At 70.9% G+C, this 15531-nt stretch carries 11 protein-coding genes; 4 read left to right on the top strand and 7 right to left on the bottom strand.

Translation table 11 applies throughout. The features are described from left to right. The first annotated feature begins 339 nt into the window (after positions 1 to 339). On the top strand, positions 340 to 1758 hold the full coding sequence (pdxR, locus tag ACWC1K_RS15995; RefSeq protein ID WP_450831783.1) for a MocR-like pyridoxine biosynthesis transcription factor PdxR: 1419 nt from the start codon (positions 340 to 342) through the stop codon (positions 1756 to 1758). On the opposite strand, the gene ACWC1K_RS15990 is transcribed toward pdxR, so the two are convergent. The 3 genes from ACWC1K_RS15990 to ACWC1K_RS15980 form a co-directional block, all read right to left on the bottom strand. After that, on the bottom strand, positions 1746 to 2915 hold the full coding sequence (locus tag ACWC1K_RS15990) for a serine hydrolase domain-containing protein (protein WP_450831781.1): 1170 nt from the start codon (positions 2913 to 2915) through the stop codon (positions 1746 to 1748). The genes pdxR and ACWC1K_RS15990 overlap by 13 nt on opposite strands. A 104-nt stretch (positions 2916 to 3019) precedes the next feature. After that, positions 3020 to 4768: a TIGR03767 family metallophosphoesterase gene (locus ACWC1K_RS15985; RefSeq protein ID WP_450831780.1), complete on the bottom strand. Its 1749-nt coding sequence runs from the start codon at positions 4766 to 4768 to the stop codon at positions 3020 to 3022. A 212-nt stretch (positions 4769 to 4980) separates the two neighbouring features. Further along, positions 4981 to 5448: an NUDIX hydrolase gene (locus ACWC1K_RS15980; RefSeq protein ID WP_450831778.1), complete on the bottom strand. Its 468-nt coding sequence runs from the start codon at positions 5446 to 5448 to the stop codon at positions 4981 to 4983. Positions 5449 to 5630: 182 nt separating this feature from the next. On the opposite strand from ACWC1K_RS15980, the gene ACWC1K_RS15975 reads away from it, so the two are divergent. After that, positions 5631 to 8918 carry a S8 family serine peptidase gene (locus ACWC1K_RS15975; RefSeq protein WP_450831777.1) on the top strand — a complete coding sequence of 1096 codons (3288 nt, stop codon included), beginning with the start codon at positions 5631 to 5633 and terminating at the stop codon, positions 8916 to 8918. A 66-nt stretch (positions 8919 to 8984) separates the two neighbouring features. Here the strand turns inward: ACWC1K_RS15975 and ACWC1K_RS15970 are convergent, their stop codons facing one another. Both ACWC1K_RS15970 and ACWC1K_RS15965 read right to left on the bottom strand, forming a co-directional pair. Further along, positions 8985 to 9707, bottom strand: a complete 723-nt coding sequence (locus ACWC1K_RS15970) for a hypothetical protein (protein ID WP_450831775.1) — start codon at positions 9705 to 9707, stop codon at positions 8985 to 8987. A gap of 1 nt (position 9708) precedes the next feature. Further along, positions 9709 to 10236 (bottom strand): RNA polymerase sigma factor, encoded by a 528-nt coding sequence (locus ACWC1K_RS15965; protein WP_351475243.1) that lies wholly within the window; start codon positions 10234 to 10236, stop codon positions 9709 to 9711. 219 nt (positions 10237 to 10455) lie between these two features. Here ACWC1K_RS15965 and ACWC1K_RS15960 point away from each other — a divergent pair, with 219 nt between their 5' ends. Then, a complete protein-coding gene (locus ACWC1K_RS15960; RefSeq protein ID WP_450831773.1) occupies positions 10456 to 11481 on the top strand; it encodes an aspartate-semialdehyde dehydrogenase in 1026 nt (341 codons plus the stop codon). On the opposite strand, the gene ACWC1K_RS15955 is transcribed toward ACWC1K_RS15960, so the two are convergent. Beyond that, the gene (locus tag ACWC1K_RS15955; protein ID WP_450831772.1) at positions 11423 to 11938 is read right to left on the bottom strand and encodes a DUF1203 domain-containing protein; all 516 of its coding nucleotides are present in this window, start codon (positions 11936 to 11938) and stop codon (positions 11423 to 11425) included. The two genes, ACWC1K_RS15960 and ACWC1K_RS15955, sit on opposite strands and share 59 nt — an antisense overlap. Positions 11939 to 12094: 156 nt before the next feature. Here ACWC1K_RS15955 and pepN point away from each other — a divergent pair, with 156 nt between their 5' ends. Further along, a complete protein-coding gene (pepN, locus tag ACWC1K_RS15950; RefSeq protein ID WP_450831770.1) occupies positions 12095 to 14665 on the top strand; it encodes an aminopeptidase N in 2571 nt (856 codons plus the stop codon). 96 nt (positions 14666 to 14761) lie between these two features. Here the strand turns inward: pepN and ACWC1K_RS15945 are convergent, their stop codons facing one another. After that, positions 14762 to 15520, bottom strand: a complete 759-nt coding sequence (locus tag ACWC1K_RS15945) for an SDR family NAD(P)-dependent oxidoreductase (protein ID WP_450831826.1) — start codon at positions 15518 to 15520, stop codon at positions 14762 to 14764. Positions 15521 to 15531 lie beyond the last annotated feature (11 nt).

Below are 15531 nucleotides of genomic sequence, written 5' to 3'. Positions count from 1 at the left end.
ATACGACCACCCGCCTTGCACAAATCGAGCCATCCCCCGTGAAGTGCGGGTTAGCCGATATGAGGCGGCATGGACGTTTCGTACGAATGAACTCGGCGTCTCGTGTCGGAGTCGGCTGAATTACCGGGTGGTCTTTCGAAGCGGACCCGCAACCGGCGCAGCGCGAGCCGCAAGGAAGAGGGGTCGTCCGATACGACCGGCGCGTCCGGCCTCGCGGACAGGACGCCCGCCTTGGTCTGCCAGTCCTCGAAGACTCCGCGGAACAACTGGTGGGTTTCAGGTACGTCCTTCATGCACTCGAAGCTACTGAGAAATGGCTCGCTGCTACCGTCCAATGGCATGCGGGAATCACAGACCAATCTGGCGGGCGATCTCCTGCTCCAGCTGGGCCGGGCCGCCGACGGGCCGCTGCACGAGCGCGTGAAGCGGGCGCTGCGTTCGGCGATCAGGGACGGCCGGATCGAGGTGGGCACCGCCCTGCCGCCCAGCCGGCAGCTCGCCGCCGACCTCGGCTGTTCGCGCTGGGCGGTGACCGAGGCGTACGGCCAGCTCGTCGCCGAGGGGTATCTGGAGGCGCGGACCGGCTCCGCCACCCGGGTGCGCTGGTCGAACAGCCAGGACGACCGCTCCGCGCGGCGCGCGCCGCAGCAGGCTCCGGCGGCCCGTTACGACCTGGCCCCGGGCCTGCCGGACCTGCGGGCGTTCCCGCGGCGCCGCTGGGCCGACGCGGTCCGCGCGCAGGCGACGACGGTGGCGTTCACGGAGTTCGGCTACCCGCCGCCCGGCGGCCACCTCCGGCTCAGACGGCTGCTCGCCGAGTACCTGGGCCGCTCCCGCGGCGTCTTCGCCGGCCCGCAGGACGTGACGGTGTGCACGAGCGTGACCGACGGCGTACGCCGTTTCTGCCAGGCCCTGCGCGCCCGCGGCATCACCGCCGTCGCCGTCGAGGAACCGGGCTGGACCCGGCTGCGCGAGGTGATCGGCGCCGCGGGCCTGGACGTCGTCCCCGTCCGCGCGGACGGCGCCGGGCTGCGCACCGACGAACTCGCCGGGCACACCGGTCTGAGGGCGGTGCTGGCCTCACCGGCGCACCAGTTCCCGCTGGGCACGGTGCTCGCCCCCGAGCGGCGCGCGGCCCTGCTGCGCTGGGCGCGCGAGGTGGACGGCGTCGTGCTGGAGGACGACTACGACGCCGAGTTCCGCTACGACCGCCGGCCGGTCGCGAGCCTCCAGGGCATGGATCCGTCCCGGGTCGTCCTGTTCAAGTCGCTCAGCAAGATCCTCTCCCCCGCGCTCGGCATCGGATGGATCGTGGCGCCCGCCCGCTGGACCGAGCACCTGCACCGGGCCGACCAGACGGCGACCCAGCCCCCTCCCCTCGACCAGCTGGCCTTCGCCGACCTGCTGGAATCAGGCGCCTACGACCGCCATCTGCGGGCCTGCCGGGGGCGCTACCGCGACCGCCGCGACACCCTCGTCCGGGCCCTCGCCGACCAGCTGCCGGACGCCCCGGTCTCCGGCGTCGCGGCCGGCCTGCATCTCCTCCTCCGGCTGCCGGCCGCGGTGGACCCGGCGGCCGTGGTCAGGGCGGCGGCCGCCCGCTCGCTGCGCGTGGCCGACCTCGCGGCCTATCACGCCACCGAGGACCACGCCGACCACGGCCTGGTCCTCGGGTACGGCAACCTCGCCGACGGGGCGGTGGAGGAGGCGGTCGCCCAGCTGCGCGCGGCGATCGACGCGTGCCGTCAGCGGCCCTGACCGCCGCAGAACTCCGCCTCGACCACGTCCTTACTGTTGTCCGCCCAGTCCCCGTTGAAGTTGTACGCGAGGGAGTGCCGGCCGTCCGCGGTGGTCAGCGCCAGGGAGAGCGAGCCGTGGATGCCGCCGTCGTGGCCCCACACGTGCAGTTCACGGCCGTTGCAGGAGAGAGGGACATCGGCGATGCCCAGACCGTAACCGCCCTTCGACCCGGCGCTCTGCTTCACCGTGGTCTTCATCTCCTTCAGCTGGTGCGGCGGCAGGAGACGGCCGGTGAGCAGGGCCGAGTAGAAGCGGATCAGGTCGGCCGAATCCGAGATCATCTCGCCGGAGCCGTAGGCGATGGCGGGGTTGAGCGTGGTGACGTCGTACGTCGGGCCCGTCGTCGAATCCGCCAGCTTGGAGTAGGCGCGACTGCTGGGCTGCGGGACGGTGACCCGGGTGCCGGGGACCGAGGTGCCGGTCAGATGGAGCGGCCCGATGATGCGGTCGCGGATCTCCTCCCCGTACGGACGGCCCGTGGCCTTCTCGATCACCATCGCGGCCAGCAGGTAGTTGGTGTTGGAGTACTTCCAGGAGGTGCCCGGCGCGAAGTCCGGCTTGTGGGACATCGCGATCGCCAGCAGGTCCGCGGGGCTCTTGCGGTCGTAACGGTGCTTGAAGAAGCCGTCCTTGAGGAAGTACGTGCGGCCGAACTCGGCGTCGGCCGTGTAGTTGAAGATGCCGCTCGTGTGGTTGAGGAGCCGGCGGAGCGTGATGGCGCGCCCGTCGTGCCCGTGGCCGCGGACCGCACCGGGCAGCCACTTGTCCACGGAGTCGTCGAGCGACAGCCGTCCCTCCGCCTCCAGTTGGAGCAGCACGGTGGACACGAAGGTCTTGGTGATGCTGCCGACGCGGTAGCGGTCGTGGGCCGAACGCGGCTTGCCCGTGCGGAGGCTCCCCACGCCCGCGGTCGTCGCCCAGGCACCGTGGGCGTCCTTCGCGGTGAGCGTCACTCCGGGCACGCCGAGCCTCACCGCGGCTTCGACGGCCCGCTGGGTCGGCTCGTGGCCTTCGGCCCCTCTGGCGGGCGCCGCGGCGAGCGCGGGTGCGGCCAGGGCCGCGGACAGTGCGACGGCCGTCGCCGCGACCAGAGTCGTACGTATGCCTGCGTTCATGTCGGTCTCCCCCATCTGGTTCGGTACGGAACCGGGTCCGGTCGGGGAAGCAGACCCGGCCCGCGGTGCGGAGGTTGATGCACCGCGGGCCGGTTGAGCCGCTTTCAGCCCTTCTTCAGCAGCAGCTCCGTGTTGCGGTCGCCGGGGTCGCCGCCCAGGGTCAGGTTCGCCCCCGGGGCGTTGTACGACAGCTCGCGGTAGAGGGCGGCCAGGCCCGTCTGGGTGAGGTCGGCGAAGTCCGTGCGGTGCGGGGCCGCGGACTCGACGAGGGTGGTGAACAGGGAGAGGGTGCCGTCCTTGTTGTCGGTGATCTCGATGACGCGGGCCAGCTGCGGGTGGTCCACGTGGGAGGCGGTCGAGATCTCCCAGAACGAGCGGCCGTTCGACGCCTTGTGCGGCGTGATGTCGTTGCGGTGGATGTGGCCGTTCACCCAGGCGAGGACGTTGGCGTGGCCGCCGAGGAGGGCGACGACCTCCTGGCCGCCGTGCCGCCGCTCGTGGGGGCGTGCCGGGTCCACGATGCCCGTGTTGTCCATCGTCTTGCTGGTGTGGTGGCTGAAGACGATGACGTGCGCGTCCTTGTTGTCCTTCAGCTGCTGGTCGAGCCACTTCAACTGGGCGGTGCCGATGGAGCCTTCGTAGTGGCCGCCCGGGTCGGTGGTGTCGAGGCTGATGCCGACGACGTCGTCGGCGATGCGGAAGGTGTAGTACTGGGTGCCCGCGTCGAGGTTGGCGGTGGAGTAGCCGTGCCCGACCGGGCCCACACCGCGGTACGCCGGGTCGAGGTGGGCCTTCAGATAGTCGGCCGGGGTGTACGGGGCCCGGCTCTCGTCCGCGGTGACGGACCGCATGTCGCGGGCGTGGGCCTTGAGCAGGTCCCGGAAGCCGGTCCCCCTGGGGTCGTTCCCGCTCTTGATGTGGTCCTGCAGCTTCTTCGCCTCGGAGGCGGACAGCGACATCAGCTTCCTGCCGCCGACCGCGTACTCGGCGAGCCAGGAGTCGCCGTGGCCGTAGCAGCCGAGCGGCATCGCGTCGTGGTTGCCGACCGTGGAGTACCAGGGCAGGTTCAGGCCGGGGCTGCGGACCTCGCGGACCGCGGCGGCCAGGAAACCCTGCAGGTGCGGGAAGCCGAGCTGCTTGTCGCCGTCGCGGACGGTGGAGTCGGGCTGCCAGTACAGCTTGAGACCGCTGTTCTGGACGCCCTCGTAGTGCCGCGGATCCCCCGTGTTGGGAGTGATCCGCCCCCCGCTCATGATCTTCAGGAACCACTCGAGCTCGGACTTGGCGTTGTTGTCCGTGTTGTCGCCGGTGGTCATCGCGAAGTGCAGCGGGGAGCCGGTGACCGGGGCGCCGCGCAGCGCGTTGATCCGCTCGACCAGCGAGACGGCGCCCTGCACGGTCAGCGCCTCGTGCGGGCGCCAGGCGTGCTTGTCCGTCGCGCGCAGGTACTCCAGGCGCATCGGGTGCTGGGAGTCGATCAGGTGCAGGTCGGTGAGCTGTACGAACGCGGCGAGCGCGGTACGGCGGCCGGCGCGGCCCGACTTGGCGGCGGCGAGTTCGCCGCGCACGACGCGGGACCAGCCGGGGCCGTCGCCGAGGCGACGGTATCCGGAGGAGGTGCGCGGGGCGGCGACCGTGGCGAGGGTGGTGCCCTTGGTGTAGGGCGCGAGGGGGGCGGCCGGGGCCTTGCCGGACTGCGCCACGACCCGGGTGGTGTCGGTGGCGGCCTGGCTGTCGGTGGGCCGCAGGGCGTAGCCGACGCCTGCGGAGACGGCCGCCGCGCCGGTGGCGGCGAGGACGGTACGGCGGTTGATCGCCGGGATGGTGGCGGCGACAGAGCGTATGCGCGACATGGCGCGATCTCCCCGAGTGGCAACGCGTCGGCAGTGGTCGCGGGCTGTTTCGCTGTCGCGAACAACCCGCTCGCTCTGGATGGTTGGCACCGGGAATGACCTGCTGGTGAACGAGACGGCAACGCGCAACACCGATCACCGTACGTGGATCTTGGGCCACCCTGCGCGTTCACGCCTGCTCGTCGGGCGGCCCGGGGGCGGTCACTCCGCGTTCATCTTTCTGGGTAGTGAAAGCAGTTCAGCCGCCCCGCCGCCGGCCGCTCCCGCCACAGCGTCAGCCCCACGTCGACCAGTGCGACCCGGCTCAGCCCGGGTACCGTCTCCAGGGGGTGCCAGGCCGCCATGTCCGTCGAGCCGCCGACCTCGTGGCGGAGCTCGCCGCCGGTCACCCGGCCCTCGTACACGAGGCGTAGGCCGTGGTGGTCGACGGAGGGCCCGAAGCGGCTCGGGGCGGTGCGGCGGATCGAGTCCACACCCAGGAGGGCGGTGAGGTCGACCTGGTAGCCGGTCTCCTCCTCCACCTCCCTGACGGCGGCGTCGTAGGGGTCCTCGCCGTGTTCCACACCGCCGCCGGGCAGGGTCCACTCGGGGCGGCCCCGGTCGTCGATGCCACGGGCGAGGAGGAGCTGGTCGTCGCGGACGCATATGGCGTAGGCCGCCACCCTCAGTTTCCTGCGCACGTAGGGACGTTAGTCCGGAACCGCCGGTTCATTTGGCACTATTGCGGACTCATCCCCGTAAAGGGAATCGGGGGTTTTCCCCATACGTCCATATCGTTTCGGTCAACACTTCCCAAACAACTGTCCCTTGGGTAAAGCTGTGCGCTCGTCCGGCACTGAAATCTTCACTCCAAGGGATGCCGATGACCCTCACCCCCCTCAGACCTGTGGCCCGAATAGCCGTGGCCGCCGGTCTCGTCGCCGCGCTCTCCGCGGCCGGGCCGATACCCATGGCCTTCTCCGCCGACGCGCCGTCCCCGGGCTCCACCGCCCCCTCGGACGGCAGCGTCAAGTCCGCACAGAAAAAGCTCGGTTCCGACGACGCGGACCTGCTCGCCGAGGCCAAGGCCGACGGCGACAAGAACGTCACGATGATGATCGCCACCGCCCCGGGGCAGACCGAGCAGGTCGCCGGGCAGCTGGACGCGGTCAAGGGCGGCTCGGTCGGCCGGACGTACGACAAGCTCGGTTACGTCCGCGCCACTGTCCCCACCTCGAAGGCGGACGCGGCCATCGCCGCCGCCGCGAAGCTCTCCTCCGTGCACGGCATCGACCTGCGCGAGGAGATACCGCTGGACGACCCGAGCGCGACGAGCGGCTCCAAGTCGGCCTCCGGAACGGTCAGTTACCCCGCTCCGGACAAGAACACGCCCGCCGAGAACCCGTACAACCCGTCCTTCGAGACGGGCGCCGTCGACTTCGTGCAGGACCACCCGAAGGCGGACGGCCGCGGCGTCACCATCGGCATCCTGGACTCCGGCGTCGACCTCGGCCACCCGGCGCTGCAGAAGACCACCACCGGCGAGCGGAAGATCGTCGACTGGGTGACGGCGACCGACCCGATCGTCGACAGCGACGCCACCTGGCGCCCGATGGTGACCTCCGTCTCCGGGCCCACCTTCACCTTCGGCGGCCGTACCTGGACGGCGCCCGCCGGGTCGTACCAGGTCAGCACCTTCAGCGAGGCCGCCACCGCGGGCGGCGACGCGAAGGGCGACGCCAACCGGGACGGGGACACCACGGACAAGTGGGGCGTCCTCTACGACGCCGCCGCCGGAACCGTCCGCGTCGACCTGAACAACAACTTCGACTTCAGCGACGACACGCCGATGAAGCCGTACAAGGACGGCTACCAGATCGGTTACTTCGGGACCGACAACCCGGCCACCGACGTCGTGGAGCGCCAGCCGTTCGTCGTGCAGATCCGCAAGGACGTGCCGATGGACCCGTTCGGCGGCGACTGGGTCGGCAAGAAGGCCGACTTCGTCAACATCGGCGTCATCGAGTCCGAGCACGGCACGCACGTCGCCGGCATCACCGCCGCCAACGGCCTGTTCGGCGGGAAGATGAACGGCGCGGCCCCCGGCGCGAAGATCGTCTCCTCCCGTGCCTGCACCTGGACCGGCGGCTGCACCAACGTCGCGCTCACCGAGGGCATGATCGACCTCGTCGTCAACCGCGGTGTCGACATCGTCAACATGTCGATCGGCGGTCTGCCGGCGCTCAACGACGGCAACAACGCGCGCGCCGAGCTGTACACGCGGCTCATCGACACCTACGGCGTGCAGCTGGTGATCTCGGCGGGCAACTCCGGCCCGGGCGCGAACACCATCGGCGACCCCGGTCTCGCCGACAAGGTGATCTCCGTGGGCGCCGCCATCTCCAAGGCGACCTGGGCGTCCAACTACGGCTCGGTCGTGGAGAAGAAGTACGCGATGATGCCCTTCTCCTCCCGCGGCCCGCGTGAGGACGGCGGTTTCACGCCGACGCTCGTCGCGCCGGGTGCCGCCATCAACACCACCCAGACCTGGCTGCCGGGCTCCCCGGTCGCCGAGTCGGGCTACTCGCTGCCGGCCGGCTACTCCATGCTGCAGGGCACGTCCATGGCGTCCCCGCAGGCCACGGGCGCGAGCGCGCTGCTGCTGTCGGCCGCCAAGCAGAAGGGCATCGAGCTCAAGCCCGCCACCCTGCGCACGGCTCTCACCTCGACCGCCCACCACATCAAGGGCGTTCAGGCCTACGAGGAGGGCGCGGGCCGCATCGACATCGTCGACGCCTGGGACGCGATCCGCGACGGCGCCACCGCGAATGACTACACCGTCAAGGCCCCGGTCGACACCGCGCTCGACCAGGCGCTGAAGACGCCGGGCTTCGGCACCGGCCTGTACGACCGCGAGGGCGGCCTCAAGGCGGGTGGCAGGAAGACGTACGACGTCACGATCACCCGTACCTCCGGCTCCGCCAAGGCCCTCTGGCACGAGCTGAGCATCGAGAACAACGCCGGTGACACCTTCCGGATCGTCGGCAAGGACTGGGTGAAGCTGCCGCTGAACCAGCCGGTCACCGTCAAGGTGCAGGCGAACCCGAGGTCCGCGGGCATCAAGAGCGCGATCCTCGACGTCGACGACCCGGGCACCGAGGGCGTCGACAAGCAGATCCTCGCCTCGGTCGTGGTCTCGACGCCGGTGAACTACACCTTCACGGCCTCGAACACGGTGCAGCGCAACAGCACGCAGTCGTACTTCGTGACCGTGCCGGCGGGCGCCAAGTCCCTCGAGGTCGCCATCGGCGGGCTGAAGGACAAGAGCCAGACCCGGTTCATCGCCATCCACCCGTACGGCACTCCGGTCGACAACACCTCCACCCCGTACTGCTACAACAACTACCTCGACGGCAACGGCTGCAAGCCCGACGTGCGTTCGTACGCGGACCCGCAGGCCGGTGTCTGGGAGATCGAGGTCGAGTCGCGCCGTACGTCGCCGCTGCTCGACAACCCGTACAAGCTGGACGTCGCCGTCCTCGGCGCGGCCTTCGACCCGCAGACCGTGACCGTTCCCGAGGCGAAGGTCGGTACCCCGGCCGCCGTCTCCTGGAAGGTGACGAACAAGCTCGCCGCGCTCGACGGCAAGCTGGTCGGCGGCCCGCTCGGCTCGTCCAAGACGGCCCGCCCGACCATCAAGCAGGGCGAGACGCAGACCACCACGGTCGAGGTGCCCGCGGGCGCCAAGTCGCTGGACGTCGCGATCGGCAACGTCTCCGACGCGTCCGCCGACCTCGACCTGGTGGTGAAGAACGCGGCCGGCACGGTCGTCGGCCAGTCCGCCGACGGCGACTCGGAGGAGGCGGTCTCGGTCGCCAACCCGGCCGCCGGCACGTACACCATCGAGGTCGCGGGCTACTCGGTTCCGTCCGGCTCCACGGCGTACGACTACCGGGACGTCTTCTTCTCCGCGTCCCTGGGCGCCGTCACCGTCGACGACTCCACGCCGGTCAAGCTCGGCACGGGCGACTCGGCGACCGTCTCCGGCAGCGTCACCGCCGCGGCGGCCGCTCCTGAGGGCCGGGAGTTCTTCGGCCAGGTCCAGCTGGTGAACGCACACGGCACGGCCGCGGGCACCGGCAGCGTGAAGATCGAGAAGGTCACTCCGTAACCAGTGGTACGGCGATGAGGGCGGGCGTCCGTACGGGCGCCCGCCCTTTCCCGTCAGCGGGCCACGTCAGCAGGTGACCTCGGCCGATTCGGGCAGCGCGCGGGTGAGCCCGGCGCGTTCGCGGGCGATCGACTTCTCGCCGACGATCACGTAGTCCGGGACGGCGGACTGCGGCGGGACGGACACCAGGATGTGGTCGCCCTTGTGGAGCGCCTTGCGGAGGGTCTCGTCCTCGATCAGCAGGGTGATCTCCTTCCTGGGCTTCTCCGGCTTGTACGTGCGGGTCACGTCCAGGGTGATCCGCTCCTGCCCGGCGGCCTTGGACACGGGCTCCACCGCCGTCACCTCGCCCTCGGCGACCAGACGGGTGCAGGCGAGGTAGCCGGGGCTGGAGAAGGCGGAACCGGCCTCGGCGTTGCGGTCCGCCTTGGAGGCCGAGTGGGCGCTGCCGCCCGACAAGGTGTCGACGCCGGTGTTCGCCTGGACCAGCAGCCAGCCCAGCCCCGACAGCACGGTCGCGACGGCGGCCACGGCGAGGGAGCCGAAGGCGAACCTGCGCGCCCGGCGCCAGTCCCGCGGCGCCCGCACCGCGGCGGGTGTCCGCTCCGGGCGCGGCTCCTCGGCCAGCGCGTCCCCGATGATCCCGAGCTGCCGGCGCAGCAGCGCCACATCGGCCGTCGCCCTGCGGTGCTCGGCGGTGAAGGCGGCGTCCGCGCGGGCCTCCTCCGGCAGCTCCTCGCCGGTGATCGCGGCCATCAGCGCGTCGACGCTGTTGTATTCGGCGGTCATCTCACACCACCTCGTCCTCGTGCAGGCGGGCGCGCAGGGCCCGTACCGCCGTGTGCAGCCTGCTCTTGACCGTGCCCTCCGGGATGCCGAGCTCGTCGGCTATCGAGCGGACGGGCAGGTCGGCGTAGAAGCGCAGGACGAGGACCTGGCGCTGGGCGTCGGGAAGCTCGTCGAGGCCCTGGGCGACGGCCAGGGAGAGCAGGCTGGTGTCCTCTCCCGACGGGTGCTCCAGCTGGCGCAGGGAGGCGAGCCGCTCACCGATCCGCTCCTGCCGTTTCTTGGCCCGGTGCCAGTCCATGGCCAGGTTGGAGGCGACGACGGCGGCCCATGCGGAGACGTCGCGCGGGGCCTCGTACCCCTTCGCCGCCCGCTCCAGCAGCCGCAGACGGACCTGCTGCACCCCGTCCGGCAGGTCCGTCTGCGGCACCCCGCCCAGTGCGAGCACCGCCCGCACCCGGCGTTCCTGAGCCGCGTCCAGAGGATCGCCATGATCGTCCCCCTGGCCACGGCGGGCCTTTCTGCGCAGCACAAGCCACCCCCTCACCGCGTTTCCTCTACGACGCCGCAGCGCCCGGAAACGTTCGGCCGATCCCGGAGAAATTCGTCCAGAGGTGTACGTCACACCGTCCGGCAGTCCACTCCTCGGGCATGGAGCGCAAAGAATTGGACAGGCGGACCCCGGTCGGCCGCATGATGGAAAAGCCGCAGACATGCACGTACACGTGGAACACACACAGAGGGAGTCGCTGTGAGGGTCGGAATCGTCGGAGCCACCGGACAGGTCGGCACGGTCATGCGCAGGATCCTCACGGAGCGGAACTTCCCCGTCACGCAGCTGCGCCTGTTCGCCTCCGCGCGCTCGGCGGGCTCGGTCCTGGACGGCGTGACCGTGGAGGACGCGGCGACCGCCGACTACTCCGGCCTGGACATCGTGCTGTTCTCCGCGGGCGGCGCGACCTCGAAGGCGCTGGCCGAGAAGGTCGCCGCGCAGGGCCCCGTCGTGATCGACAACTCCTCGGCCTGGCGCAAGGACCCCGAGGTCCCGCTGGTCGTCTCCGAGGTGAACCCGCACGCGATCGCGGACCGCCCCAAGGGCATCATCGCCAACCCGAACTGCACGACGATGGCCGCCATGCCGGTCCTGAAGGTGCTGCACGCGGAGGCGGACCTCCAGGCGCTGGTCGTCGCCACCTACCAGGCCGTGTCCGGCTCGGGTCTCGCGGGCGTCGCGGAGCTGCACGGCCAGGTGCAGAAGGTCGTCGCCGACGCCGACAAGCTCACCCACGACGGCGGCGCGGTCGACTTCCCGGAGCCCGGCGTCTACAAGCGCCCCATCGCCTTCAACGTCCTCCCCTTCGCGGGCAACCTCGTCGAGGACGGTCTGAACGAGACGGACGAGGAGCAGAAGCTCCGCAACGAGTCCCGCAAGATCCTGGAGATCCCCGAGCTCAAGGTCTCCGGCACCTGCGTCCGCGTCCCGGTCTTCTCGGGCCACTCCCTCCAGGTCAACGCCCGCTTCGCCCGCCCGATCTCCCCGGAGCGCGCCACGGAGCTGCTGGCGGGCGCCCCGGGCGTCGCGCTCTCCGACATCCCGACCCCCCTCCAGGCCGCCGGCCAGGACCCGTCCTACGTCGGCCGCATCCGCCGCGACGAGACGGTGGACAACGGCCTGGCCCTGTTCATCTCCAACGACAACCTCCGCAAGGGCGCGGCGCTCAACGCCGTGCAGATCGCGGAGCTGGTGGCTGCGGAGCTGAAGGCCAAGGCCTCCTGACCTCGTAGAGGAAACAGCCGTACTCGACGGCCCGGACGTGGACGAGCGCCACTTCCGGGTCGTCGAACGCGTTACGGAAGGCTTCGTCGTCGGGTGCCGCGACCAGCTGCCCGCCCAGGATGTGGCCCTCGGCGGAGTAGCGGCGGACCGTGCGGTGGGCATCGTCGAAGGGGTGGCGGTCGCCGTCGGGGCCCGGGCACTCGTCCGCGTGGATGAAAACCGGCCCCTGCTCGTCGTAGGCCCCGGGCTCGGCGCCCGTCTCGGCCGCCCACCGGCGCAGGGGCGCGTACGCCACGAGGGCGATCCGCTCCCCCGGCTCGCTGCGGCGCAGACAGCAGCGCAGCGGGGCGCCGCCCTCGTCGTCGGCCACGGGGACCGTCGGACGGCCCGCGTCGTCGACGGCGCGCAGTTCCTCGAGGACGGACGGAGCGATGGGTCGTGCGGTGTACGTCGTCATGCATCCAGGCTGGCGCGGGCCGGGCCGCGGGACCGGCGGGATTCGGACGTGGTGGTCCGGGTGCTGACCGGCGGAGCCATCGGGAAAACCCTCGTCGACCTCCCCACGGTCCCGTGGAAGGATGGCTGAACCCACACATGACGAGGAGATGACCGCGTGCCTGGCACAAACCTGACTCGCGAAGAGGCGCAGCAGCGGGCGACGCTGCTCACCGTTGACTCGTACGAGATCGATCTCGACCTCTCCGGCGCGCAGGAGGGCGGCACCTACCGGTCCGTGACGACGGTGCGTTTCGACGTGGCCGAAAGCGGGGCCGAGTCCTTCATCGACCTGGTGGCCCCGACCGTCCACGAGGTGACGCTCAACGGCGACGCCCTCGACCCCGCCGAGGTCTTCAAGGACTCGCGGATCGCCCTTCCGGCACTGCTCGAGGGGCGGAACATCCTGCGCGTGGTCGCCGACTGCGCGTACACCAACACCGGTGAGGGACTGCACCGTTTCGTCGACCCGGTCGACCAACAGGCCTATCTCTACACCCAGTTCGAGGTCCCGGACGCCCGCCGCGTGTTCGCGTCGTTCGAGCAGCCGGACCTCAAGGCGACCTTCCAGTTCACGGTGAAGGCGCCCTCCGGCTGGACCGTCATCTCCAACTCGCCGACGCCCGAGCCCAAGGACGACACCTGGGTCTTCGAGCCGACGCCGCGGATCTCGTCGTACATCACGGCGCTGATCGTCGGGCCGTACCACTCCGTGCACAGCGTGTACGAGAAGGACGGGCAGAGCGTGCCGCTGGGCATCTACTGCCGGCCCTCGCTCGCCGAGTTCCTCGACTCCGACGCCATCTTCGAGGTCACCCGGCAGGGCTTCGAGTGGTTCCAGGAGAAGTTCGACTACGCGTACCCGTTCAAGAAGTACGACCAGCTGTTCGTGCCGGAGTTCAACGCGGGCGCGATGGAGAACGCCGGCGCGGTGACCATCCGGGACCAGTACGTGTTCCGCTCCAAGGTCACCGACGCCTCGTACGAGCTGCGCGCGGAGACCATCCTGCACGAGCTGGCGCACATGTGGTTCGGCGACCTGGTCACCATGGAGTGGTGGAACGACCTGTGGCTGAACGAGTCGTTCGCCACCTACACCTCCATCGCCTGCCAGGCGTACCACCCCCAGTCGCGCTGGCCGCACTCCTGGACCTCGTTCGCCAACTCCATGAAGACGTGGGCCTACCGGCAGGACCAGCTGCCCTCCACCCACCCGATCATGGCCGAGATCCGCGATCTCGACGACGTGCTGGTGAACTTCGACGGCATCACCTACGCCAAGGGCGCCAGCGTCCTGAAGCAGCTGGTCGCCTACGTCGGCATGGACGAGTTCTTCGGCGGCGTGCAGGCGTACTTCAAGCGTCACGCGTACGGCAACACCCGCCTGTCCGACCTGCTGGGCGCGCTGGAGGAGACCTCCGGCCGCGACCTGAAGAACTGGGCGGAGAAATGGCTCCAGACGGCGGGCATCAACGTGCTCCGCCCCGAGATCGAGACGGACGCCGCCGGCGTCGTCACCTCCTTCGCCATCCGCCAGGAGGCCCCGGCGCTCCCCACGGGCGCCAAGGGCGAGCCCACGCTCCGCCCGCACCGCATCGCGGTCGGCCTGTACGAGCTCGACGAGGACAGCGGCAAGCTGGTCCGTGACGAGCGCATCGAGCTGGACGTCGACGGCGAGCTGACCGCCGTGCCGCAGCTGGTGGGCAGGCGCCGCCCGGCCGTCGTCCTGCTCAACGACGACGACCTGTCGTACGCCAAGGTCCGTCTCGACGAGGAGTCCCTGGCGTTCGTCACCGAGCACCTGGGCGACTTCGAGTCCTCGCTCCCCCGCGCCCTGTGCTGGGCCTCGGCCTGGGACATGACGCGGGACGCGGAGCTCGCGACCCGCGACTACCTCTCGCTGGTCCTGTCGGGCATCGGCAAGGAGTCCGACATCGGTGTCGTGCAGTCGCTGCACCGCCAGGTGAAGCTGGCGATCGACCTGTACGCCGACCCGGCCGCCCGCGAGGCCCTGCTCACCCGCTGGACCGACGCCACGCTGGCCCATCTGCGCGCGGCCGAGCCGAGCAGCGACCACCAGCTGGCCTGGGCGCGGGCGTTCGCGGCGACCGCGAGGACGCCGGAGCAGCTGGACCTGCTGGAGGCGCTCCTCGACGGTTCGCAGACGATCGAGGGCCTGGTCGTCGACACCGAGCTGCGCTGGGCGTTCGTGCACCGGCTGGCCGCGGTGGGCCGCTACGACGAGACGGAGATCGGCGGCGAGTACGAGCGGGACAGGACCGCCGCGGGCGAGCGCCATGCCGCCGGCGCCCGGGCCGCCCGGCCCACCGCGGAGGCGAAGGCGGAGGTCTGGGCGCAGGTCGTGGAGTCCGACAAGCTGCCGAACGCCGTCCAGGAGGCGGTCATCGGCGGCTTCGTCCAGACCGACCAGCGCGAGCTGCTCGCCCCGTACGCCGAGAAGTACTTCGAGGTGGTCAAGGACGTCTGGGACTCCCGCTCGCACGAGATCGCCCAGCAGATCGCGGTCGGCCTCTACCCGTCCGTCCAGGTCTCGCAGGAGACCCTGGACCGGACGGACGCCTGGCTGTCCTCCGCCGAGCCCGGCGCGGCCCTGCGCCGCCTGGTCTCGGAATCCCGGTCCGGGGTGGAGCGGGCGCTGAAGGCGCAGGCTGCGGACGCGCAGGCGTAGTCGCCCGCGGTCGTACGAGAACGAGGGCGCCCGGTGTCGCACCGGGCGCCCTTTCTCGTGTCCGCTCTCGTGTCCGCGCTCAGGTTCTCGTGGCGCTCACCGCACGACCATCCCACCCGTCACGTTGACGAACGTGCCGGTGATGCCGGCCGCATGGTCCGAGGCGAGGAACACGGCCGTGGCGGCGACCTCGGCGAGGGTCGGGTTGCGGCGGGTCATGCGCATCCCGGCGAGGCCCTCGACGATGCCCTGGACGGCGGCCTCGTCGATGGCGGGGTTGACCGCGGAGAGCTTCTCGACGGTGAAGGTCTCGGGCACTCCGGCCGCCCACAGGCCCACCGCGCGCACCCCGCGGGGACCGCACTCCAGGGCCAGGTTGCGGACGAGCGTGTCGATGGCGGCGTCGGCGGGACCCGTGCCGCCCATCATCGGGCTGCCGTGCGCGGAGCCGCTGTTGAGGGTGAGGATCACGCCGGAGCCGCGCTCGGCCATCCGGCGGGCGGCGCCGCGGGCGGTGATGAAGTTGGCCCGGACGCCGTCCAGCACCGGCCGCAGGAAGTCGTCCACGGGCATGTCGGTGAGCGGGGCGCCCTGCACATCGCCTCGGGTGACCAGGTTGAACGAGATGTCGACGTCCCCGACGCCCGCGAGGTGCTCCTCGACGGCCGCCTCGTCGAGGGCGTCCACCACGGCGACCTCGGCGTCCTTGAGGTCGGCGGCCACGGCCTCCAGCGTCCCCCGGGTCCGTCCGACCAGGTGGACGCGGGCGCCCTCGGCGGCGAAGGCGCGGGCGACCGCACCGCCGATCGAGCCGCCGGCGCCGTAGATGATCGCGGTCTTGTCGGTGAGCAGCATGGTGATCTCCT

This window comes from Streptomyces sp. NPDC001492 (assembly GCF_053597275.1).
The sequence above is the reverse complement of the archived record's forward strand: the minus strand, read 5'-3'. Positions and strand labels throughout refer to the sequence as shown.